This window comes from Burkholderia sp. AU18528 (assembly GCF_002223215.2).
In the GTDB taxonomy this organism is placed as follows: Bacteria; Pseudomonadota; Gammaproteobacteria; order Burkholderiales; family Burkholderiaceae; genus Burkholderia; species Burkholderia semiarida.
The window spans coordinates 2138322-2160330 of sequence record NZ_NKFC02000006.1; the positions used below are offsets into that span (position 1 = coordinate 2138322).

At 67.3% G+C, this 22009-nt stretch carries 17 protein-coding genes; 7 read left to right on the top strand and 10 right to left on the bottom strand.

The annotated features are described in order from the left end of the window. Positions 1 to 648: 648 nt before the first annotated feature. The 6 genes from CFB52_RS26390 to CFB52_RS26415 form a co-directional block, all read right to left on the bottom strand. Positions 649 to 2763, bottom strand: a complete 2115-nt coding sequence (locus CFB52_RS26390; protein WP_099317821.1) for a phosphocholine-specific phospholipase C — start codon at positions 2761 to 2763, stop codon at positions 649 to 651. A 42-nt stretch (positions 2764 to 2805) separates the two neighbouring features. After that, positions 2806 to 3009 (bottom strand): hypothetical protein, encoded by a 204-nt coding sequence (locus CFB52_RS26395; protein ID WP_011694854.1) that lies wholly within the window; start codon positions 3007 to 3009, stop codon positions 2806 to 2808. Positions 3010 to 3335: 326 nt separating this feature from the next. Beyond that, positions 3336 to 5336, bottom strand: a complete 2001-nt coding sequence (locus CFB52_RS26400) for an acetyl/propionyl/methylcrotonyl-CoA carboxylase subunit alpha (RefSeq protein WP_099317822.1) — start codon at positions 5334 to 5336, stop codon at positions 3336 to 3338. Between the two features lie 36 nt (positions 5337 to 5372). After that, positions 5373 to 6158: an enoyl-CoA hydratase/isomerase family protein gene (locus tag CFB52_RS26405; protein ID WP_099317823.1), complete on the bottom strand. Its 786-nt coding sequence runs from the start codon at positions 6156 to 6158 to the stop codon at positions 5373 to 5375. A gap of 18 nt (positions 6159 to 6176) precedes the next feature. Continuing rightward, the gene (locus CFB52_RS26410; protein ID WP_099317824.1) at positions 6177 to 7784 is read right to left on the bottom strand and encodes a carboxyl transferase domain-containing protein; all 1608 of its coding nucleotides are present in this window, start codon (positions 7782 to 7784) and stop codon (positions 6177 to 6179) included. 31 nt (positions 7785 to 7815) lie between these two features. Beyond that, complete coding sequence (locus tag CFB52_RS26415) at positions 7816 to 8997, bottom strand: isovaleryl-CoA dehydrogenase (protein ID WP_059575483.1); 1182 nt, start codon at positions 8995 to 8997, stop codon at positions 7816 to 7818. 170 nt (positions 8998 to 9167) lie between these two features. Between CFB52_RS26415 and CFB52_RS26420 the strand changes: the two genes are divergently transcribed. Next, positions 9168 to 9914 carry a TetR/AcrR family transcriptional regulator gene (locus CFB52_RS26420; RefSeq protein ID WP_099317825.1) on the top strand — a complete coding sequence of 249 codons (747 nt, stop codon included), beginning with the start codon at positions 9168 to 9170 and terminating at the stop codon, positions 9912 to 9914. 47 nt (positions 9915 to 9961) lie between these two features. On the opposite strand, the gene CFB52_RS26425 is transcribed toward CFB52_RS26420, so the two are convergent. Then, positions 9962 to 10450: a MarR family winged helix-turn-helix transcriptional regulator gene (locus CFB52_RS26425; protein WP_099317826.1), complete on the bottom strand. Its 489-nt coding sequence runs from the start codon at positions 10448 to 10450 to the stop codon at positions 9962 to 9964. Positions 10451 to 10651: 201 nt separating this feature from the next. Between CFB52_RS26425 and CFB52_RS26430 the strand changes: the two genes are divergently transcribed. Then, positions 10652 to 11731 (top strand): aromatic ring-hydroxylating dioxygenase subunit alpha, encoded by a 1080-nt coding sequence (locus CFB52_RS26430; RefSeq protein WP_099317827.1) that lies wholly within the window; start codon positions 10652 to 10654, stop codon positions 11729 to 11731. After that, positions 11728 to 12693 (top strand): PDR/VanB family oxidoreductase, encoded by a 966-nt coding sequence (locus tag CFB52_RS26435; RefSeq protein ID WP_099317828.1) that lies wholly within the window; start codon positions 11728 to 11730, stop codon positions 12691 to 12693. The genes CFB52_RS26430 and CFB52_RS26435 overlap by 4 nt, the downstream gene beginning before the upstream one ends. A 167-nt stretch (positions 12694 to 12860) precedes the next feature. Here the strand turns inward: CFB52_RS26435 and CFB52_RS26440 are convergent, their stop codons facing one another. Further along, a complete protein-coding gene (locus CFB52_RS26440) occupies positions 12861 to 13307 on the bottom strand; it encodes a hypothetical protein (protein ID WP_059575492.1) in 447 nt (148 codons plus the stop codon). A 405-nt stretch (positions 13308 to 13712) separates the two neighbouring features. Here CFB52_RS26440 and CFB52_RS26445 point away from each other — a divergent pair, with 405 nt between their 5' ends. Then, complete coding sequence (locus CFB52_RS26445; protein ID WP_099317829.1) at positions 13713 to 15875, top strand: TonB-dependent siderophore receptor; 2163 nt, start codon at positions 13713 to 13715, stop codon at positions 15873 to 15875. 13 nt (positions 15876 to 15888) lie between these two features. Here the strand turns inward: CFB52_RS26445 and CFB52_RS26450 are convergent, their stop codons facing one another. Next, on the bottom strand, positions 15889 to 17814 hold the full coding sequence (locus tag CFB52_RS26450) for an SMP-30/gluconolaconase/LRE-like region family protein (RefSeq protein WP_099317830.1): 1926 nt from the start codon (positions 17812 to 17814) through the stop codon (positions 15889 to 15891). A gap of 681 nt (positions 17815 to 18495) precedes the next feature. Continuing rightward, entirely contained in the window at positions 18496 to 19689 is a 1194-nt protein-coding gene (locus tag CFB52_RS26460) for a porin (RefSeq protein ID WP_099317831.1), read from the bottom strand. A 294-nt stretch (positions 19690 to 19983) separates the two neighbouring features. On the opposite strand from CFB52_RS26460, the gene CFB52_RS26470 reads away from it, so the two are divergent. From CFB52_RS26470 to CFB52_RS26480, 3 genes are all read left to right on the top strand, one after another. Beyond that, positions 19984 to 20625: a LysE family translocator gene (locus CFB52_RS26470; RefSeq protein ID WP_099317832.1), complete on the top strand. Its 642-nt coding sequence runs from the start codon at positions 19984 to 19986 to the stop codon at positions 20623 to 20625. Between the two features lie 12 nt (positions 20626 to 20637). Beyond that, positions 20638 to 21174, top strand: a complete 537-nt coding sequence (locus tag CFB52_RS26475; protein ID WP_059575501.1) for a GNAT family N-acetyltransferase — start codon at positions 20638 to 20640, stop codon at positions 21172 to 21174. 97 nt (positions 21175 to 21271) lie between these two features. Further along, positions 21272 to 22006: a metallophosphoesterase gene (locus tag CFB52_RS26480; RefSeq protein ID WP_059575503.1), complete on the top strand. Its 735-nt coding sequence runs from the start codon at positions 21272 to 21274 to the stop codon at positions 22004 to 22006. Positions 22007 to 22009 lie beyond the last annotated feature (3 nt).

Consider the following 22009-nt stretch of genomic DNA (forward strand, 5'->3'; position numbering starts at 1 on the left):
ATCGTTAAAATCTCGCAATTTTCCGTCAAGAATGCAATATCAGAATATTCCGAGAGATATCCATGCGATGATTTTTATTTCAATGGAATTACTGGAAAATTAACGAACACCGAAAGTTGGTGGCTGGTACCTGCTGCAAAGCAACACGACACACATCACGCAGCACCGGTTCGTACAATCCGTCGCCCCTAATCGCTCTGCCGGTATGTCGTCGAGCGGCTGCTCGAAGGATCTGACTGGCTGCTCGCGCAAGATATCGGCCGGCGGGCGTTCAACTCGGGCGTGATCGCGTTCTGGCGCACCGAACGTAACGATGCGATGCCGCGCGACATGATGACCACGATCGCCGCACGGCAGGACAGGTCGAGCGTCTATGCCAGCGATGGCAACCCGCTGCATTCATGCGCGCGATGGAGCGCGACGGGCGGTTGCACGGCGAAGGCGTGGCCGATCTCGTCAGCCTCGACACGCCCAGGCTGTTTCGCCGTGCGGACCGCTACATCGAGCATGACCAACGGATGTGGCCCGCCACGCGCGCGGACGATGGCGCACGACGGCGAACCGCCGCACTGAAGCCGCCGCTTCGGAATCGGAACCGCAAACTCCCGCGCCGGGTGGATTCAACCAGCCGGCGCGCGTCGGTTACCGTCAGATCGCCGCGATCGTCGGCGCCACGGCGGCCGGGTCGGTGATGCTCGGCTTACCGGTCTCGACGTGCCCCGCGATGCGGCGCACCCAGCCGGCATTGCCCGCCACCGCGAACTGCAGATCGTACCAGTGGCTGCTGCACGACAGGTCCCAGTGCGCTTCGACGCGCTGCCCGGCCGGAATCGTCAGCGTGCGCGCCGCGCCGCCGTACGCGACATCGGTCGCCGTGACCGTGAGCGGGCTGGCGCCCGCATTGGCGATCGTCACGTAAACGTCGCCGTTCGCGGTGTCATAGCACGGCGTGATTTCAGGCTTGGCAGCGGCATCCGCGGCAGCCGAACCCGCGAAACGCCGGAAATAGCCGTTCGGCCCCCACACGCTCACCAGGTAGTTGCCGTTCGCATCGAGCGCCCACGTATCGGTCAGCTGCTTGCCCGCTTCGACCGTATAGCGGCGCGGCATCGCGGACAGGTCGCCCGTGTAGACCCAGAAGTGCGCGCCCTGCGTGCCGGTATTCGCGAACGTCAGCGCGTAGCCTTGCGGCTGCAACTGGCCGGTGACATGCAATTCGTACGGCAGCGCGCGCGCCGGCCGCGTGCCCGGTTCCTGCGCGGTCACGACCTGCTGCGCGGTGCTGGCCGGCGCGGTCTGCGACGACGCGCGCGAGCATTGCAGATCCGCCTGCGCGACATACGCCTGCGTGTTCGGCAGGGCCGGCACCGTCGCATCCGATTTCGAGAAGTCGAGCGCCGACGTCAGGTCGCCGCAGATCGCGCGGCGCCACGGCGAGATGTTCGTTTCCATCACGCCGAAGCGCTTCTCGATGAATTGCAGCACCGACGTGTGATCGAACACCTGCGAGCAGACGAAGCCGCCCTTCGACCACGGCGACACGACGAACATCGGCACGCGCGGGCCGAGGCCGTACGGCAGGTTGTCGGCCGTATAGGTGCCGGCTTGCGTGGCGGTCACGACGTCGTGCCGCTCGAGCGACACGTCCACCGTGCTCATGCCCGAGCCCGGCAGCGTCGGCGCAGACGGCGGCACGACATGATCGAAGAAGCCGTCGTTCTCGTCGTACATGACGAGCAGGACCGTCTTGCTCCACACGTCCGGGTTGGACGTCAGCGCATCGAGGATCGTCGACAGATAGTACGCGCCGTACAGCGGCGTGAACTTCGGATGCTCGGAATACGCGGCGGGCGGCAGCAGCCACGACACCTGCGGCAGCGCATTCGCCTGCACGTCGGCCTTCAGTTGCGTGATCGGACGCGTGCTCATCCCGCGCGTCTGCAGCGACGAACCGGCCGGCGCGTTCACGAAGTTGCTGAAGCACGCGAGCATGTTCGTGCCGTAGTTGCCGGTGAAATTGTCGAACCCGGTGCCCTGCTGGTAGATCTGCCACGAGATGCCGGCTTTTTCGAGCCGTTCCGGGTAGGTCGTCCAGTTGAAGGGCGGCAGCTGAACCTTGTCGAACTGATTGTCGATATAGTCGGTGTTGTCGAGCAGCGGGCCGCCGCCCGTGCCGAGCGGATCGACCATGCCCGTCATCAGGTACATGCGGTTCGGGTGCGTGTTGCCGGGAATCGAGCAGAAGTAGTTGTCGCACACCGTGAACGCATCCGCGAGCGCGTAATGGAACGGGATGTCGTCGCGAACGTGATAGCCCATCGTCATGTTCGACTTCTGCACGGCCCACTGGTCCGCGCGGCCGTTGTCGATCGCACCGTGCGTCGTCGCCCACGTATGCGGGAGGCCGCCGATACATTGCGCGTTGACGCCCGGGTTGGTCGTGTCGTAGCGAAACGGCGCGATCACGCTCGACTTGTCTTCCTGACGCGGCTGGAACCACACCGGCTTGCCGTTCGGCAGCGTGACCGGGAAGCGGTCGTTGTAGCCGCGCACGCCGCTCAGGTGACCGAGGTAGTGGTCGAACGAGCGGTTCTCCTGCATGAACACGACGATGTGCTGCACATCCTGGATCGTGCCCGTCACGGTGTTCGGCTCGATCGCCAGCGCCTTGCGGATCGATTCCGGCAGCAGTGCGGTGGCGGCGGTCGCGCCGGCGAGGCCGGCCGAGAACTTCAGAAAGTCGCGTCGTGAATGAGTGGCCATGCTGATTGCTCTTGATGGGATTTCTGGTGGAAACGGCCGGTATCAGGAAGCAGGCGACGAAGCAGGCGCGGTGAAACCCGGCGGGCACCGCATCTGCGCGGTGGCGACCACGGCGCCGCCGCACGCGGCCTTCTGCTGCGCGACGGGCGCGGCGGGTGCGGTCAGGTCGTCGTTGCAGGCGCCGAGGACGGCGGTCAGCGCGATCAGACCGACGACCGCGAAAGGCCGTAGGGCCGACGTTCGCATAACGGTTCTCCGTGGGGATGGTGACGTGACGCGGCGCGAACCCGCGCCGGTCATATCGACGCCGAGATGCTATGTTCGACTTGTTACACGATGGTGTCGAGTGGCGGGAAGATCGAGGTGCGCGCAGCGGACGGCACCCGATGGTGTGGGAGGAGCAGCGAAGGTCGTAAGGCGTTCGAAAGACTGGCGCGAATCACGCGTCCTGCTTCATGTGTCGGCGCTATCGAAGCCGCGCAGTCCAGACGACGGGCGTACGGCGAACCGCAACGCATTTTTTGCGGGCCGGCCGCGACGGCAACCGGCCCGCGCACAAGAGCAAGGTCGGTTCAGCCTTCCGTCATCGTCAGCAACTGCGCGCCGTCGGCGACCTGGTCGCCGACGCCGTACAGCACTTCCGCGACGACGCCTGCGCTCGGCGCGCCGATCGTGTGTTCCATCTTCATCGCTTCCATCACGATCAGCGGCGTGCCGGCTTCGACCTTCTGGCCCGGCTCGACGAGCACCGCGATCACCTTGCCGGGCATCGGCGCGGTCAGGCGGCCGCCGCCGTGCTCCGCGTCGCCCGCATGCGCGAGCAGGTTGCGCCATTCGAACGTCTCGGCCGCGCCCTGCGTGAACACGTGGAACGTGTCGCCGTCCGCATACACGCGGCCGCTGCTGCGCACGCCGCCGAGCGTCACGTCGAAATCGAGCGGCGTGGCGCCGCGCGTCCACGCGAACGGTTGCGCGGCCGCGTCGCCGATCGCGATGCACGTGCCGGCGCCGTCGTCCTCGCAGGTCACCGTCACGTCCGCTTCGCGATCGATCGCATGCCATTCGAGCGTGCGGCGATAGCCGCCGTTCAGCCGCCAGTTCGACAGCGCGCGCCATGGCGACGCACCCTCGTGCGCGGCCGCATCGCGTTCGCGTGCGAGCAACGCCGCGCAAGCCAGCGCGAGCGCCGCACGCGGCGGTTGTTGCGGTGCGAACAGCGCATCGTGGTTGCGCTCGATCAGGCCCGTGTCGAGCTCGGCCGTCGCGAACGGCGCGCACGCGACGATCCGCTGCAGGAACGCGGCGTTCGTATGCAGGCCGACCACTTCGCACGCACGCAGCGCACGCAGCATCAGACCCAGCGCTTCCGTGCGGTCCGCGCCGTGCACGATCAGCTTCGCGATCATCGGATCGTAGAACGGCGTGATCGCATCGCCTTCGCGCACGCCGCTGTCGACGCGCACCGCAGCGCCGATGGCGAACTCGACGCCGGCCGGCAACCGCAGATGCTTCAGCGTGCCCGTCGACGGCAGGAAGCCGCGCGCGGGATTCTCCGCGTACAGGCGCGCCTCGAGTGCATGGCCGTTCACGCGCAATTCTTCCTGCTTCAACGGCAGCGGCTCGCCCGCCGCGACGCGCAGTTGCCATTCGACGAGGTCGAGCCCCGTGACCATCTCGGTCACCGGATGCTCGACCTGCAGGCGCGTATTCATTTCCATGAAGTAGAACGATTCGCCCGTCATGATGAATTCGACGGTACCGGCGCCGACATAGCCGACCGCGCGCGCGGCCGCGACGGCCGCTTCGCCCATCGCCTGGCGCACGTCCGGATGCAGGCCCGGCGCCGGCGCCTCCTCGAGCACCTTCTGGTGGCGGCGCTGCACCGAGCAATCGCGGTCGAACAGGTACACGGTATTGCCGAGCGTGTCGCCGAACACCTGCACCTCGACGTGGCGCGGGCGCGTCAGGTATTTCTCGATCAGCACGCGGTCGTTGCCGAAGCTGCTCGCGGCCTCGCGCTGGCACGACGCAAGCGCCGCCGGGAAATCGTCGGAGCGCTCGACCACGCGCATCCCCTTGCCGCCGCCGCCCGCGCTCGCCTTCAGCAGCACCGGATAGCCGATCGCGTCGGCTTCGCGATGCAGGCTGGCCGCGTCCTGGTCGTCGCCGTGATAGCCGGGCACGAGCGGCACGGCGGCCGCGTGCATCAGTGCCTTCGCGGCGGCCTTCGACCCCATCGCCGCGATCGCGTCGACCGGCGGCCCGATGAACACGATGCCGGCCGCTTCGCATGCGTGCGCGAAATCTTCGTTCTCCGACAGAAAGCCGTAGCCGGGGTGAATCGCCTGCGCGCCGGTCGCGCGCGCGGCTTCGATGATGCGCTCGACGCGCAGGTAGCTGTCTGCCGCGGCCGAGCCGCCGATATGCACGGCCTCGTCGCACGCGGCCACGTGTTTCGCGTTCGCATCCGCGTCGGAATAGACGGCGACGCTCGCGATCCCGAGACGTTTGCACGTCGCGGCGACGCGGCACGCGATTTCGCCGCGGTTGGCGATCAGAATCTTGTCGAACATGGCTTCGATGTCGTCCGGAAGGTTGGGGTCACGCGATCATTCACGCCACGACGGCGCACGCTTGTCGAGGAAGGACGCGATCCCTTCGCGCGCTTCCGCGCCGGCGCGGGTCTTCGCGATCCAGTCCGCGGTCTGCTCGATCAGCGCCGCGTCGAGCGGCCGGCCGGCCACGTCGGCGACGAGCCGCTTGCACGCCTTCACCGCGTCGGGGCCGTTCGCGACGAGCGTCGCGGCCAGCTTCGCGACCGTTTCGTCGAGCGCGTCGGCCGGCACCGCGTCGTGAATGAAGCCGAGCGACGCCGCGCGCGCGCTGTCGAACACTTCAGCCGTCGTGAAGTAGCGGCGCGCCGCGCGCTCGCCCATCGCACGCACGACGTACGGCGCGATCGTCGCCGGAATCAGCCCGAGCCGCGCTTCCGACAGGCAGAACTTCACGCCGTCGGCGGCGATCGCGATGTCGGCCGCCGCGACGAGGCCCACGCCGCCCGCATACGCGTCGCCGTGCACGCGCGCGATCACCGGCTTGCCGCAGCGATAGATCGCTTCGAGCATCCGCGCGAGCTTGCGCGCATCGGCACGGTTCTCGTCGTCCGAGTAACCGGCCATCTTCTTCATCCAGTTCAGGTCCGCGCCCGCGCAGAATGCGGCGCCTTCCGCGGCGAGCACGATCACGCGCACGCCTTCGTGCGCATCGAGCCATTCGAACGCGGTGGTCAGCTCGGCGATCGTCGTCTCGTTGAACGCGTTGCGCACGTCGGGACGCGCGAGCGTGACGGTCGCCACGCGGCCCGCCTCGCTTACCTTGATCGTTTCGTATCGCATCGGTCTGCCTCCCAGGCGTTACATGCGGAACACGCCGAAGCACGTGTCGTCGATCGGCGCGTTCATCGACGCGGCGAGGCCGAGCCCGAGCACGTCGCGCGTCTGCGCGGGATCGATCACGCCGTCGTCCCACAGCCGTGCGCTCGCGTAGTACGGATGCCCCTGGCGCTCGTACTGGTCGCGGATCGGCTGCTTGAATGCCTCCTCTTCTTCCGGCGACCATGCGCCGCCCTTCGCCTCGATGCCGTCGCGGCGCACGGTCGCGAGCACCGACGCCGCCTGTTCGCCGCCCATCACCGAGATGCGCGCGTTCGGCCACATCCACAGGAAACGCGGGCCGAACGCGCGGCCGCACATCCCGTAGTTGCCGGCGCCGAACGAGCCGCCGATGATCACCGTGAATTTCGGCACCTTCGCGTTCGACACGGCCGTCACCATCTTCGCGCCATGCCGCGCGATGCCTTCGTTCTCGTACTTGCGGCCGACCATGAAGCCCGTGATGTTCTGCAGGAACACGAGCGGGATCTTGCGCTGGCAGCACAGCTCGATGAAATGCGCGCCCTTCACGGCCGATTCGGAAAACAGGATGCCGTTGTTCGCGACGATTCCGACCGGATGGCCCCAGATGTGCGCGAAGCCGGTGACGAGCGTCGTGCCGTAGCGCGCCTTGAATTCGTCGAATTCCGAATCGTCGACGATCCGCGCGATCACCTCGCGCACGTCGAACGGCTTGCGCGTATCGGCCGGGATCACGCCGTACAGGCTCTTCGCGTCGTAGCGCGGCGGCTTCGGCTCGCGAAGCTGAACCGGCGACGCGATCTTCGGCGCGAGGTGACCGACGATGGTGCGTGCGATCGACAGCGCATGCGCGTCGTTCTGCGCGAGATGGTCGGCCACGCCCGACAGGCGCGTATGCACGTCGCCGCCGCCGAGATCCTCGGCGCTCACTTCCTCGCCGGTCGCGGCTTTCACGAGCGGCGGCCCGCCGAGAAAGATCGTGCCCTGGTCCTTCACGATGATCGACTCGTCGCTCATCGCCGGCACGTAGGCGCCGCCGGCCGTGCACGAGCCCATCACGACGGCGATCTGCGCGATCCCCGCGGCCGACATCGTCGCCTGGTTGTAGAAGATGCGGCCGAAGTGGTCGCGATCGGGAAACACGTCGTCCTGGTTCGGCAGGTTCGCGCCGCCCGAATCGACGAGGTACACGCACGGCAGCCGGTTTTCCGCGGCGATCTCCTGCGCGCGCACGTGCTTCTTCACGGTGATCGGATAGTAGGTGCCGCCCTTGACCGTCGCGTCGTTGCACACGATCACGCATTCGCGGCCGGCGATGCGGCCAATCCCGGTGATGACGCCCGCGCCCGGCGCGTCGTCGTTGTACATGCCGTTCGCCGCGAGCTGCGAGAACTCGAGGAACGGCGCGCCCGGATCGAGCAGTTGCGCGATGCGATCGCGCGGCAGCAGCTTGCCGCGCGACAGGTGCTTGTCGCGCGCGGCCTGGCCGCCGCCCTGCGCGAGCTGTTCGATCTTCGCGCGCAGGTCGGCGACGAGCGCCTCGAGCGCCGCGGCATTCGCGCGGAAGTCTTCCGAACGCGGGTTCAGTTTCGATTCGATGATCGGCATCGACGGGGCTCCGTTCGCGTGACGTGGGGCGTTACATCGTTTCCGCGAACAGCTCGCGGCCAATCAGCATCCGGCGGATTTCGCTCGTGCCGGCGCCGATCTCGTACAGCTTCGCATCGCGCCACAGGCGGCCCACCGGGTATTCGTTGATGTAGCCGTTGCCGCCGAGAATCTGGATCGCCTCGCCGGCCATCCACGTCGCCTTCTCGGCCGTGTAGAGAATCACGCCCGCGCAGTCCTTGCGCACCTGCCGAATGTGGTCGCTGCCCGCCGAGTCGAGATGGCGGCCGACCGCGTACAGATACGCGCGACACGCCTGGAACGTGGTGTACATGTCGGCGACCTTGCCCTGGATCAGCTGGAATTCGCCGATCGCCTGGCCGAACTGCTTGCGGTCGTGGATGTACGGCACCACGGCGTCGAGGCACGCGGCCATGATGCCCGTCGGGCCGCCCGACAGCACCGCGCGTTCGTAGTCGAGGCCGCTCATCAGCACCTTCACGCCGCCGTTCAGCTGGCCGAGGATGTTCTCTTCCGGCACCTCGACGTCCTGGAACACGAGCTCGCCCGTGTGCGAACCGCGCATGCCGAGCTTGTCGAGCTTCTGCGCGACGGAGAAGCCCTTCATCCCCTTCTCGACGATGAACGCGGTGATGCCGCGCGGGCCGGCTTCGATGTCCGTCTTCGCATACACGACGAGCGTGTCGCAATCGGGGCCGTTGGTGATCCACATCTTCGTGCCGTTCAGCACGTAGCGGTCGCCGCGCTTGTCCGCGCGCAGCTTCATGCTGACGACGTCGGAGCCGGCGTTGGGCTCGCTCATCGCGAGCGCGCCGATGTGTTCGCCCGACACGAGCTTCGGCAGGTACTTCCGCTTTTGCGCGTCGGTGCCGTTGCGGTGGATCTGGTTCACGCACAGGTTCGAGTGCGCGCCGTACGACAGGCCGATCGACGCCGACGCGCGCGAGATCTCCTCCATCGCGACCATGTGCGCGGTGTAGCCCAGGTTCGCACCGCCGTATTCCTCGGAGACGGTCATCCCGAGCACGCCGAGATCGCCGAACTTCTTCCACAGATCCATCGGAAACTGGTCGGTGCGGTCGACCTCCGCCGCGCGCGGCGTGATTTCCTTCGCCGCGAACGTCGCGACGGCGTCGCGCAGCATCTCGATGTCTTCACCGAGCATGAATTGCACGCCGGGCAGGTTGATCATGTCTCCTCCGTCTCCAGAAAGTGTGTCGCACTCACCGATTTCTGAGTTTCGCTCAGATCGAATGAATACGCCGATTCATTGACCAATACAGCGGAAATTTTGCACAGTTTCGCGCCTTGCCCGGTTCGCCGTCAATAGTTTTTTGAGTGATACTCAGATATGATGCGAAGATGACAGCCGCTCCCGCCGACACCATGACCGCCACCGCCAAAGCCGATCGCGCCGACGCGTCGCGCGCGCCCGTCGGGCGCAAATCCCAGCAGCGCGTGCAGGACATCCTGCGCGCCGGCCGTGAAGTGTTCGCCGAAAAAGGTTACGAGCATGCGACGGCCGCCGAGATCGCGCAGCGCGTGGGCGTGTCGGAGGCGACGGTGTTCAGCTATTTCCGCGGCAAGCGCGAGCTGTGCGCGCGTGTGATCGCCGACTGGTACGACGAAATCATCGCCGCGTTCGAACACGGGATGCCGCGGGACGCGTCGGTGCAGCAGCAGTTCGCGTTCATCGTGCGCACGCACCTGCGGCTGATGCTCGTGAACGGCACGGGGCTGTGCGCGCTGGTGCTGTCGGAAGGCCGTGCGAAGCAGCATGCGCTGAGCGACGAGCTCACCGCGCTGCAGCGCCGCTACACGGCGCCGTTGATGGACGTGCTCGCGCGCGGCCAGGCGGCCGGGCAGGTTCGCGCGGATCTGCCGCTGAGCCTGCTGCGCTCGATGGTGTTCGGGCCGATGGAGCACGTGCTGTGGGATGCGATCCTCGGGCACCGCAAGCTCGATACCGAAACGACGGCCACGCAGTTGATCGACATGCTGTGGGCGGCCGTGCAGCCGCCGGCGCCGGAACAGGCGGCGCTCGTGCGCTTCAGAAACGAAGTGGCCGAAGCCGTGCGGCGGCTGGAAGAGCAAGCGTCACGCGGGTGACGGCCGGCGCAGCGCGCGCCGCCGTTCCGCGCCGTCGCCCGGCGCCGCTACGAATCCTCGCTCACCCGCAGCGGCGCGCGGCTCTGCTCGTTGTTCAAATGGACGAACTTGCGCAGCAGGCGCATCAGTTCCTCCGCATCGTCCTCACCCATCCCGTCGAACAGGCCCGCGCGCAGTTCCTTCACCGACGGAATCAGGTGCGTGAGCAGCTCGACGCCCGCCGGCGTCAGCAGCAGCCGCCGCTGACGCCGCGGCAGCACTTCGCGGACGATCAATCCTTTCGCCTCGAGCCGGACCGCGAGATCGGCCGTCGTCGACGTGTCGAGCGCGACCCGCTGCGCGAGCGTCACCTGATCGAGCCCCGGATTCTCGTACAGCATCCGCAGCACCGCGTACTGCACGGGCGTCACGTCCCTGCCGAGCTTCTCGTAGAACATCGCAACCGCGATCTGGTGCGCGCGCCGGATCAGGTGCCCGGGTTCGTCGTACAGGTCGATCGGGAAAGCCGGCAGGTCGGCGGGATTCGTTTTTTCCATGGATGAGTCGATGACATAGGCGGCGCGCACCGGTTGCGCGCGCCGTCGGCATGGCGCTGTCTCGCGCCATTTCCCGGGAAAACCAGTATACCGCTCGCCTTGTCCCGCCCCCTATCAGTGAGTACACTGAATCTCATTCAGTACACGGAATGAAGATCGGGCCGCTTCCCCGGCGGCACCGCCCCGAAGGAGACAAGGAACATGTTTCTCAAGAATGCCTGGTACGTGGCGTGCACGCCCGACGAGATCGACGGCAAGCCGCTGGGCCGCAAGATCTGCAACGAATCGATGGTGCTCTACCGCGCGGCGGACGGCCAGATCGCCGCGCTCGAGGATTTCTGCCCGCACCGCGGCGCGCCGCTGTCGCTGGGGTTCGTGCGCGACGGCGTGCTCGTGTGCGGCTATCACGGGCTCCAAATGGGCTGCAACGGCAAGACGGCCGGCATGCCGGGCCAGCGCGTCGGCGGTTTTCCGTCGATTCGCAGCTTTCCGGCGGTCGAGCGGTACGGCTTCGTGTGGGTGTGGCCGGGCGACGCGTCGGAGGCCGATCCCGCCAAGCTGCCCGCGCTGGCATGGGCCGAGGATCCGGCCTGGGCGCACGGCGGCGGCCTGTATCACATCCGCTGCGACTACCGGCTGATGATCGACAACCTGATGGACCTCACGCACGAGACGTACGTGCATGCGACGAGCATCGGCCAGAAGGAAATCGACGAAGCGCCGCCGAAGACGACCGGCCACGGCGACGAAGTCGTCACGAGCCGCTTCATGGAGAACGTGATGCCGCCGCCGTTCTGGCGGATGGCGCTGCGCGGCAACGGGCTCGCCGACGACGTGCCGGTCGACCGCTGGCAGATCTGCCGCTTCACGCCCCCGAGCCACGTGATGATCGAAGTAGGCGTCGCGCATGCGGGCCACGGCGGCTACGACGCGCCGGCGGACAAGAAGGCGTCGTCGATCGTGGTCGACTTCATCACGCCCGAAACCGACACGTCGATCTGGTATTTCTGGGGGATGGCGCGCAATTTCCGGCCGGACGACGACGCGCTGACCACCGAGATCCGCGAAGGCCAGGGCAAGATCTTCGCGGAGGATCTGGAGATGCTCGAGCGCCAGCAGCGCAATCTCGAGCAGTGGCCCGAGCGCACGCTCCTCAAGCTCAACATCGACGCCGGCGGCGTGCTGTCGCGCAAGGTGATCGACCGGCTGCTCGCCGCCGAAAACGCCGCGAGCCCGCCGCGGCCCGCGATTCCGGTCGCGCACGTCAAGGAGGCGTCATGAGCGACGCGACGTTGACGGTCCGGGTGGCCCGCAAGTGGCGGGAAGCGCGCGACATCTGCGGCTTCGAATTCGTCAGCGACGACGGCTCGCCCTTGCCGCGCTTCGACGCCGGCGCCCATATCGACGTGCATCTGCCGGGCGGGCTCGTCCGCCAGTACTCGCTGTGCAATCACCCCGGGCAACGCGATCGCTATCAGATCGCTGTGCTGCGCGAGGCCGAAGGCCGCGGCGGCTCGCGCGCGATTCACGACGAAGTCCGGCAAGGCGATACCGTGCGGATCGGCATGCCGCGCAATCAATTCCCGCTCGCCTCCGACGCACCGCACCATCTGCTGCTCGCCGGCGGGATCGGTGTCACGCCGATTCTGAGCATGGCGGAACGGCTGTTCTCGACCGGCACGCCGTTCGACATGCACTACTGCGCGCGTTCGGCCGATCGCATGGCCTTCGTCGAGCGGATCAACGCAGCCGGTTTCCGTGATCGCACCCGCTTCCACGTCGACGACGGCGACCCGGCGCAACGTTTCGACCTGGCCGCCGTGCTCGCGGCCGCGCCCGAAGGCACGCATCTGTACGTATGCGGCCCGCGCGGCTTCATGGAGGCGGTGCTGAACGCCGCGCGCGAGCGCCACTGGGACGAAGCGCGGCTGCACTACGAATTCTTCGGCGGCGCGGTCACGCCATCCGGCGCCGATCGCGCATTCCAGATCCGGATCGCAAGCAGCGGCCAGACGATCGACGTGCCGGCCGAATGCACGGTCATCGCGGCGCTGGCGGCGCACGGCGTCGACGTGCTGACCTCGTGCGAGCAAGGCGTGTGCGGCACCTGCCTGACCCGCGTGCTCGAAGGCGAGCCCGATCATCGCGATTCATATCTGACCGACGACGAAAAGGCGGCCGGCGACCAGTTCATGCCCTGCTGCTCGCGGTCGCGCACCGACCTGCTGGTACTCGATCTGTAGAGCGGCAGACGGGCTGCCGGACGCGCGGCGGCCGACCACGATAACGGAAACGATCAATGGCGAATCCTGCCCGCCGTCGGTCAATACGCCTGAATTCCCGACCGATCGATGGTGCTGCAACCCGAATCCGCGTGACCCTCGCACGCCGGCGCCGCCCATCGCTCGGCTCAATCGGCGAGCCGGCAATGCGTCAGCTTCAACCCCGGCAGCACCGGCGCGTCGATATAGCCTTCGTTCACGCAACTGAACCGGAAAGCCGCGGACGTGACGAACGGCTTGATCTCGCCGCCGGGGAATTTCGGCTTCAGCGCGCCCTGGTCGGCCACGTCGAAATGCGTGTCGAACTGCTCGCCGTCGGCCGTCAGCGCGCCGAAGTACGTGCCGCCCGGGTCGCTACCCATCCGGATCACGGCGCCGACGAACGTGAGGCGCTTGCCGTCGTACTTCGTCTTCGCGGCGGCCATGTCCCGCGTATAGGCCTCGATCACGGCGCCGTAATGCGCGTCGATCGCGGGTTCGGCGTTCGACGCCGCACCGGCCGCCTGGTGAACGCCCGCCAGCAGCGTGCAGGCAGCAAGCGCGGCCGCCGCGAATGGTGCGGAAATCTTCTTCATGGGTGGTCTCTCCCGTCCAGCGTGGTGGTTGAAATGATCGAACCCGGCGCGATGCCGGTTGAATTCGCTTCCGTTGATTTAATCGTTCGAATGGCGGTACGCGGCTGCGATCACTTCATCCGCCCGCGTGGTCGCGCGCGGCGCATGGCATCGCGCTGAATGCGACGTGGCAGGAAGATGACATGGTGCGGCCCCCGGTTCTCTCTCGTTGAATTTCACTGCGTCTGATTTTGGCCGCTACGGTAGCAGACGGCCGACAGGCCGGCAACCGAGGGCCGAGCATCGTCCTGCCGCCCCATTACAATTGCAAATGGTTCTCATTACATATATCATGCGCGTCCTGTACGCAACGCAATGTCGCGGCCCGCGCCGCGATCCTTAGCATTCCTCTTCCCGCATCGATTCATGCCATCCCGTCGAATGTCCTGCCGCGCCCGGGCCGCGCGTCCGTGGCGCACGCGCCTGCCTGCCCTGCTCACCCTGTGCGTCGCGAGCGGCGCGCATGCGGCCGGCACCGAACCCGTTGCACCCGCACCTGCGACCGCCGTCGAACACGAACTCCCGGCGATCAGCGTCAATGCATCGGCCGCCGTCGACCCGACGATCGGCTATCAGCCGCGCACGACGAGCATCGCGGGCGGCGACGACCGGGCGCTGAAGGAGATTCCGCAATCGGTCGCGGTGGTCAGCAGCAGCGTGATGCAGGACCAGCAGGCGCGCTCGCTCGACGACGTGCTCGGCAACATCAGCGGCGTCACGCAGACCAACACGCTCGGCGGCACGCGCGACGCGTTCATCAAGCGCGGCTTCGGGTCGAACAACGACGGCTCGGTGCTGGTCGACGGCGTACGCACGCCGGTGCTGCACAGCTATCTCGCGACGATCGACCGCGTCGAAGTGCTGAAGGGCCCCGCTTCGCTGCTGTACGGAATGCAGGACCCGGGCGGCGTGATCAACCTCGTCACGCGCAAGCCGGAAGACACGTTCGGCGGCTCGATCTCCGCGTCGCGCACGAACCACGGCGGCAGCAGCGCACAGTTCGATCTCACGGGCCCGCTCGGCAAGCCTGGCCAGATCGCGGGCGGCACGCTCGCATTCCGGCTGACCGGCGAATACGACATGAGCCGCTACTGGCGCAGCTTCGGCCGCGAGCGCAACGCATTGATCGCGCCCGCGCTGTCGTGGCACGACGCGAACACGTCGATCGACGTCAGCTACCAGTACGTCGATTACACGATGCCGTTCGACCGCGGCACCGTGCTCGTGAACGGCCAGCTCGACGATGCGCTGCGCTATCGCCGCTACGAGGAAGCGTGGTCGCAAAGCAGCGGCATTCAGGAAACGCTGCGTACGCGTATCGAACACCGCTTCTCCGATGCATGGCGCGTGCGCGCAACTTACGGCTGGGGCCGCGATCGCTACGATCAATACCTCACCCGCGCCACCGCGTTCAACAGCAGGACCGGCGCGCTGACGCGCTCGTCCGATGCGAACCTCGGGCGCAACGACTCCGACCAGATCGCGACGCTCGGCCTGCTCGGCAACGTCACGCTCGCGGGCATGCAACACGCGATCTACGTCGGCGGCGAATACGAGCGGCAGCGCAGCTTCCGCGGCGACACGATCCGCGGCAAGGCGACGACGGGCTTCGATCTTTACGATCCCGTGTACGGCCTGCTCGCGCCGGGCGGCATACCCAACGCGAAGCAGAGCGATTCGCGCTCGGTCGTGCATGCGTATTCGACGATCGTGCAGGACTCGGTGAAGATCACCGAACGCCTCACCGCGGTCGGCGGCCTGCGGTGGGAAAACTGGCAGCAGGAGTCGGGGATGGGCCGGCCGTTCGTGTTCGCCGACCGCTCGCGCGGCAGCGTCTGGCTGCCGCAGTTCGGGCTCGCGTATGCGTTGACGCCGGCGCTCACCGCCTACGCGAACGTGAGCCGCTCGTTCAAGCCGAACGTCGCGTCGAACGTTGCCGCGCCGCTCGCGCCGGAATACGGGCGCGTGCTCGAGGCCGGGCTGAAGTTCAGCCTGAAGCCCGCGATCACCGGCACGCTCGCCGTATATCAGATCGACAAGCGCAACGTGGCGGTCACGGTCGGCGACATCACGTCGACGATCGGCACCGCGCGCTCGCGCGGGATCGAGCTCGACGTCGCGGGGCAGATTACGCGCCACCTGAGCGTGATCGGCAGCTACGCGTACACGAACGCGAACGATCGCGACAGCAACACGCCGCTCGTCAACGTCGCGCGCCACACCGGCAGCCTGTTCGCGGTATACGACACGGCCATCGCGAACTTGCCCGGGCGCTGGCGCTTCGGCGGCGGCGCACGTCTCGTCGGCGCCCGCTCCGGCGACACCGCGAACAGCTTCACGCTGCCCGGCTACGTGACCGTCGACGCATTCGCGGCCTACGAGACGACGATCGGCAAGTTTCCGACCCGCTTCCAGCTCAACGTGAAGAACCTGCTCGACAAGACCTACTATCCGTCGAGCAACAGCAACCTGATCGTCGCGGTCGGCGAGCCGCGGCTCGTCACGCTGACGACGACGGTATCGTTCTGACGGGCCCGCGCGATCACGGACGCCAGCGATACACGACGATGCTCGACCCGTTGTAGTTGTCCTTCGTGATCACGTACTCGCCGTTCGAGCGCAGGTACGCGCGCACGCCGTACATCGAGTCGACGTCGTTGCCGACGTCCATCGCCGACGGATTCGAGTTCGTCAGCGTCGTGACGAGCGCACCCGTGTTCAGGTCGAATACGTCGATGTTCGGCACCGTGTGCACATAGCCGACGAACAGATAGTGCCCGGCCGCCGCGATCGATTTCGGGTTCGCGCTCGTCAGGTTGATCACCGGGTTCGGCGCGCTCGTGTTGCCGTTCTTCCAGCCGCGATAGACCTCGATGTGCCCGTTCATCGCCGTCCAGTCCCAGTTGCCCGCGAGGCCCTGCGCGAGGATCATCGTGTCGCTGTCGGCCTGGTAGATGATGCGCGTGACGGGCGCCACGCTGCTCGGCACGGGCGTCGTCACCGGCTTGCCCCATGACGGCTTGCCGGTCGCGTCGAAGCCCGTCATCGGATAGCGCGTGATCACGTTGGAGCCGTTCAGCCCGGCCCACACGTCGCCGTTGCCGTCGATGTCGAAACCGGCCGTCACCTGCAGCGTCGTGTTGAACGGCTTGCCGGGCAGCGAGCCGGCCGGAATCGCGATATAGCCGCTCGCGGTGTTGAAGTAATAGAAGTTGAAGTTGCCCGGGTTCTGGCCCGATGCGACGAGAATCCGGTTGCCGCCGACCGCCACGAGCTGGCCGAAGTGCTGGCCGCGCTGATAGTCGTTCATGTCGAGGCGCGGATCTTTCGGATAGGTGAACGGGTCGATCGTGTTCGCGACGAACGTGCCGCCCGCGGTGCCCGTGTACACGTTGTTGCCGCTGAAGAACAACGCGCCGTCGGTCGCGGGGTCGGGCGCGGCGACGCCCTCGAAGTTCAGCGCCTGCAGCTTCCATTGCAGCGTGCCGACCGGGCTGTACGAATGCAGATCGGTGCTGCCGTTGCGGCCGAGATCCCAGCCGCCGCCCCAAGCGTTGTTCAGCACGTACAGGTTGCCGGCCGCATCCTTGCCGAGCGCCGCGACGCGCGTGAAGCGCTTGTCGCCGACCTGCCCCTTGATGCCCGTCGTCGTGTCGAGATAGCCGCCCTGCACGCCGAACGTGCCGACCTGCACCGGCAACCCGGGCAGCCCGCCGTACACCTTGATGTTCATGTCGGGCCCTTCGTCGCCCACCATCAACCGGCCCATCGGCGCATCGAAGTACAGCGACGCCGGCCGCGCGCCGGCCGCCATCTGGAGCGTGTTCATCGCCGCACCGGTCGGGCTGAACTGCGCGACGACGCCCGCGCTCTTGCGCGCGACCCACAGGTTGCCGGCCGCATCGAGCGCCAGCGCGCCGGGGCCCGTGACGCCGATGTCGCGCTGCCATACGCCGTCGGTCGTGTAGACGCGCACGCGGTTGCCGTAGAAGTCGCTCACGTACAGCAGGTTGCCGGCCGTCGCGAGGCCCGTGATCACGTCCGCATACTGGATGCCCGTCCACGTGCTGACCGGAATGCGGAGGTCGCGCTGGTTCGTGCTTCGGTTGTAGCGGCCCACCGAGCCGCTGCCGAACGTGCGGTTGTAGCCGAGTGCGACGAACAGCGACGTCGAATTGCCGGTGATCGCGCCGCCGTGGAATTCGTCGTGAATGCCGATCGTGCCGAGCGGCTGGCCGTTCTGGTAGATCGCGACGCCGCCCGCGTTCTCGTCCCAGCGCGACGCCGTGTAGATCACGCCTTCGGGCGCGACCCACATCGAGCGCGCGCCGTTGCCGACGTGCGAGGCCAGCGTGCCGTACGTGTTCGCGAGCCAGTCGGTCGAGTATTGCGCCTGCGCGTGGCTCGCCGGCGCCAGCATCGCGATGCACATTCCGAGCAACGCCGCGCGGATTTGTTTCATTGACATGAATAATGCTCCCAGACGAACCATCGTCGACACTGTAAATCGCGGCGCGTGAAATATTGGTGATTCCGGAAAATTCGCATTCGCCGTTCCCCGGAATTATTCACTCCGCGCCTTTTGCCGTCCGGGGCTTTTTCGTCAACGATCGCAAAATCGCCTAACCCGCGCCCATACGGCCTTCCAGCGTGCAGCTCCAGCGCATTTCCCGGCATTTTCTTCCGGATCACGCAATGCAAATACGTCATTTTTTCTGCCACGACCGCATTGCTTTTTCATTCCCCGGAAATCGTTTCTATTATTACAAATCGAAATCGAAATGAAAGAAAAAAATTATTCGGTGCGATCGGAAATGCGTGATCCTGCAACGGACGGGAAAGCGGGAGGAAAAGCAGGAATGCGGAGGGGAAAGTCGCGCGCCGGCCGTACCGGCTCCGCTGCAGATCGCCGGATAATTGCCATCGCAAGCACGCGCACGCAGCCTGTTCGGCACGACGCGCACGCCGAGCCGATCCGTTCCGAACACGATCTCGCCGCGCGGCGCGACGGTCGCCGCGCCGCACCGGCACTGCGGACAGCGTTCGCGTCATGCCGCCGCCTCGAAAAGGGCGGCGGCGGTACAGGAGCATGCGCGCCACGAGGCCCGCATCGTCCGCGAGCCCCGTTGCACGCGCAACGGCCGCCGCGTCAGAACTTCTGGCGCAGCCCGAGGCTCACGATCGCCTGCGACCGCGAATCGGACGAATGGCCGTTCGCCTTGTCCGACACCGACGCGGTCGCGGCGACCGGCCGGCCGAGCGCGTCGAGCGTCGTGCCGGACGCATGCTGGTACGCGCCGAGCAGGTACACGCTGGTGCGCTTCGACAGGTCGTAGACCGCGCCGAGCGTGACGTTGTGATACTGCGCGCGGTTGTCGATGCCGTCGACGTCGCTGCCACGCGTGTAGCTGTAGCCCGCGAACAGCTGCGTCTGCGGCTGCACGTTCCAGCGCGTGAACACGCCAGCGACGTTGAACGTCGCATGGCCGCTGAACAGCGACTGCGCGCCGCCGCGATACTGCACGTTGCTGTAGTTCACGCCGACGACGGCCGGCCCGAAGTTGTACGTCGCGCCCGTCGCGATCACCTGCTGCGACTTCGCGCTCGCATAGCCTTCGTTGATCGACGAATTGAACAGACCGTCGTCGGTGCTCCGCCACTTGCCTGCCGTCGGGTCGGTCGCGCCGGTCTTGCTGTTGTCCGAGCGCTCGTAGCCGACACCCACGCGCAGCGGGCCGGCCGCGTACGCGGCGCCGACGCTCCACGTGTTGCGCTGCTTCATGCTCCCCGGCTGGCCGCCGAAGCCGTACAGCGCGCCGAACGTGAAGCCCGAGTAGTTCGCGCTCGTGTACTTGATCGCACTGTCGACGCGCGCGGTCTGGTCGAGATCGTCGATGTCGCCCGGGTGCGCGCCGAAGCCGCCGATGAACGACGACGGGCCGACCGGGCTCACGAAATCGTCGAGCGACGTGTACTGGCGGCCGAGCGTGATCGTGCCGTAGCGGTCGCTGCCGACGCCGACGAACGCCTGCCGGCCGAACTGGCGGCCGCCCTGGCCCGACGTGCCGTTCGTGATGTCGAAGCCGTTCTCGAGGACGAACAGCGCGCGCATCCCGCCGCCGAGATCCTCGGAGCCCTTGATGCCCCAGCGGCTGCCGGACAGGTTGCCGGTCGTGAGCCCGACGTTCGAATGCCCGGTGTACGCGCCCGCCGAGCCGACCCGTTCGTTGCTGCGATAGGTCACGCCCGCATCGACGATGCCGTACAGCGTGACGGAGCTTTGCGCGGCGGCGATACCCGCGAGCGAGAGCAGCAGCGGGGCTGCGATCAGTTGCTTGTTCATGGTTTCGTGTCTCCGGGCGGTGAACCCGTTGTTCTGGCTGTTTGCGAGTAGCGAGCGGGCGCCGACATCCGCCGGCGGTGCAAGGCCGGCGACGTCCGCGCGCGACGACGCGGCGGGCGTGCCCGCTGCGGCCGGTATGGTAGTTGGAACCGGTTCCGTTCCAAAGCGGAATAATGACAACAGTTTCTTGTCAAAATCGCGATAGTCGGAGACGGCGCCGAGGCGGCGGCGCCTGTACAGCGCGGGGCGGCGCGGACGATAATCGGCTGCGCGCCTTCCACCGGGAGCTTCTTCATGCATGAAACGACCCTGCTGGTCTTCTCCGCCGTCGCGTTCGTCGGCATCGCGACACCCGGCCCGACCGTGCTGCTCGCGCTGACCAACGGCTCGCGCTACGGCGTGCGCCGCGCGGCCTACGGTTTCGCGGGCGCGATGCTGTCCGACTTCGTGCTGATCGTCGCGGTCGCGCTCGGCCTCGGCGCGCTGCTGATGGCGTCGGCGTTCTGGTTCTCGGTCGTGAAGTGGCTCGGCGCCGCCTACCTCGCCTATGTCGGCATCCGGTTGCTGATGTCGAAGGGATCGCTCGACGTCGCGGCCGCGCAAGGCGACACGGCATCCGGACGCACCGGACGCAACGCGTCGATCTTCGCGCAAAGCTTCCTGACCGCGGTGACGAACCCGAAGGGCTATCTGTTCTTCTCCGCGTTCCTGCCGCAGTTCCTCGATCCGGCCGCGCCGCTCGCGCCGCAGTACGTCGCGCTCGCGGTCACGTTCGCGCTGCTCGACGGCGCGGTGATGTTCGGCTACGCGCTGCTCGGCGCCCGTGCGGTGCGGCTGCTGAAGCGCTCGGGCGCGCTGTGGCTCGAGCGCACGTGCGGGGCGATGCTGCTCGCGCTCGCCGGCTCGCTGGCGCTGTACCGGCGCCATGCCGCGTAGGCGCCGGGTACGATGAAAATCGCCGCGCCGCCCTGCTCCGGATTTCCCGGCCTGTCGCTCAGGCAACTCGAACGCGCGGACCTCGACGCGTGGTACGCGTACCTGTCGAACCCGGCCGTTTTCCGCCACACGAGCTGGAACCTGCGCTCGCCCGGCGATCTGCTGCCGCTGTTGGACAGCATCGAATCGGCCGATCCGGATTCGATCCGGCGTCTCGCGATCGTCGATACCGAATCCGGCGCGCTCGCCGGGACGATCGGGCTGCATACGGTGTCCACCGCGAACCGCTCGGCGGAGATCGCGTACGACCTCGCGCCTTCGCACTGGGGGCGCGGCATCGCGAGCGCGGTGTGCGAAGCCGTCACCGCGTGGGCGTTCGCCGAAGGGGGCTTCATCCGCATGCAGGCCGTCGTGCTGACCGGCAACGCGGGCTCCGCGCGCGTGCTGCAGAAGTGCGGCTACCGCTACGAAGGGCTGCTGCGCGCGTACAAGATGGTGCGCGGCACGCCGGGCGATTTCGCGATGTACGCACGGCTCGCGACCGACTGACGCGCCGCCCGCGGCCTCACGTGCCGACGCCGTGACGCGATTGGACGGCTCGCGCCGAATTGGCGACAATCGCCGTTCCCCTCATCGACGCTCCGCCATGAAAATCGCCGCGCTGTCCGATATCCACGGCAACCTCGCCGCGCTCGACGCGGTGCTCGACGACGTCCGGCGCCGCGGCGCCGACGTGATCGTCAATCTCGGCGACATCGTGTCGGGCGCGCTCCATCCGGCCGAAACGGCCGACCGCCTGATCGCGCTCGACCTGCCGACCGTCAAGGGCAATCACGAACGGCAGTTGCTCACCGAGGATCGCGACGCGATGCGGCTGTCGGATCGCTGGGCGCACGACACGCTGCGCGCCGACCACCGCACGTGGATCGCCGCGCTGCCCGAACGCCTGATGCTCGACGGCGACGTGCTGATGGTGCACGGCACGCCGGCCAGCGACCTCGTCTATTTCCTCGAAACGGTCACGCCCGACGGCTGCCGCGCGGCCACGCCCGACGAGGTCGCGCAGCGTGCGGGCAACGAAACGGCCTCGCTGATCCTGTGCGGCCACACGCACGTGCCGCGCGCCGCGAAGCTCGACGACGGCCGGCTGATCGTCAATCCCGGCAGCGTCGGGCTGCAAGCGTATACGGACGATCTGCCGCATCCGCACCGGATCGAGACGGGTTCGCCGCATGCGCGCTACGCGATGGTGTCGCGCACCGCCGCCGGCTGGAACGTCGAATTCCATGCGGTCGAATACGACTGGCACACGGCCGCGGCCATCGCGGCCTCGCGCGGGCGCGACGACTGGCGCGTCGCGCTGCGCACCGGCCGCTGCTGACGC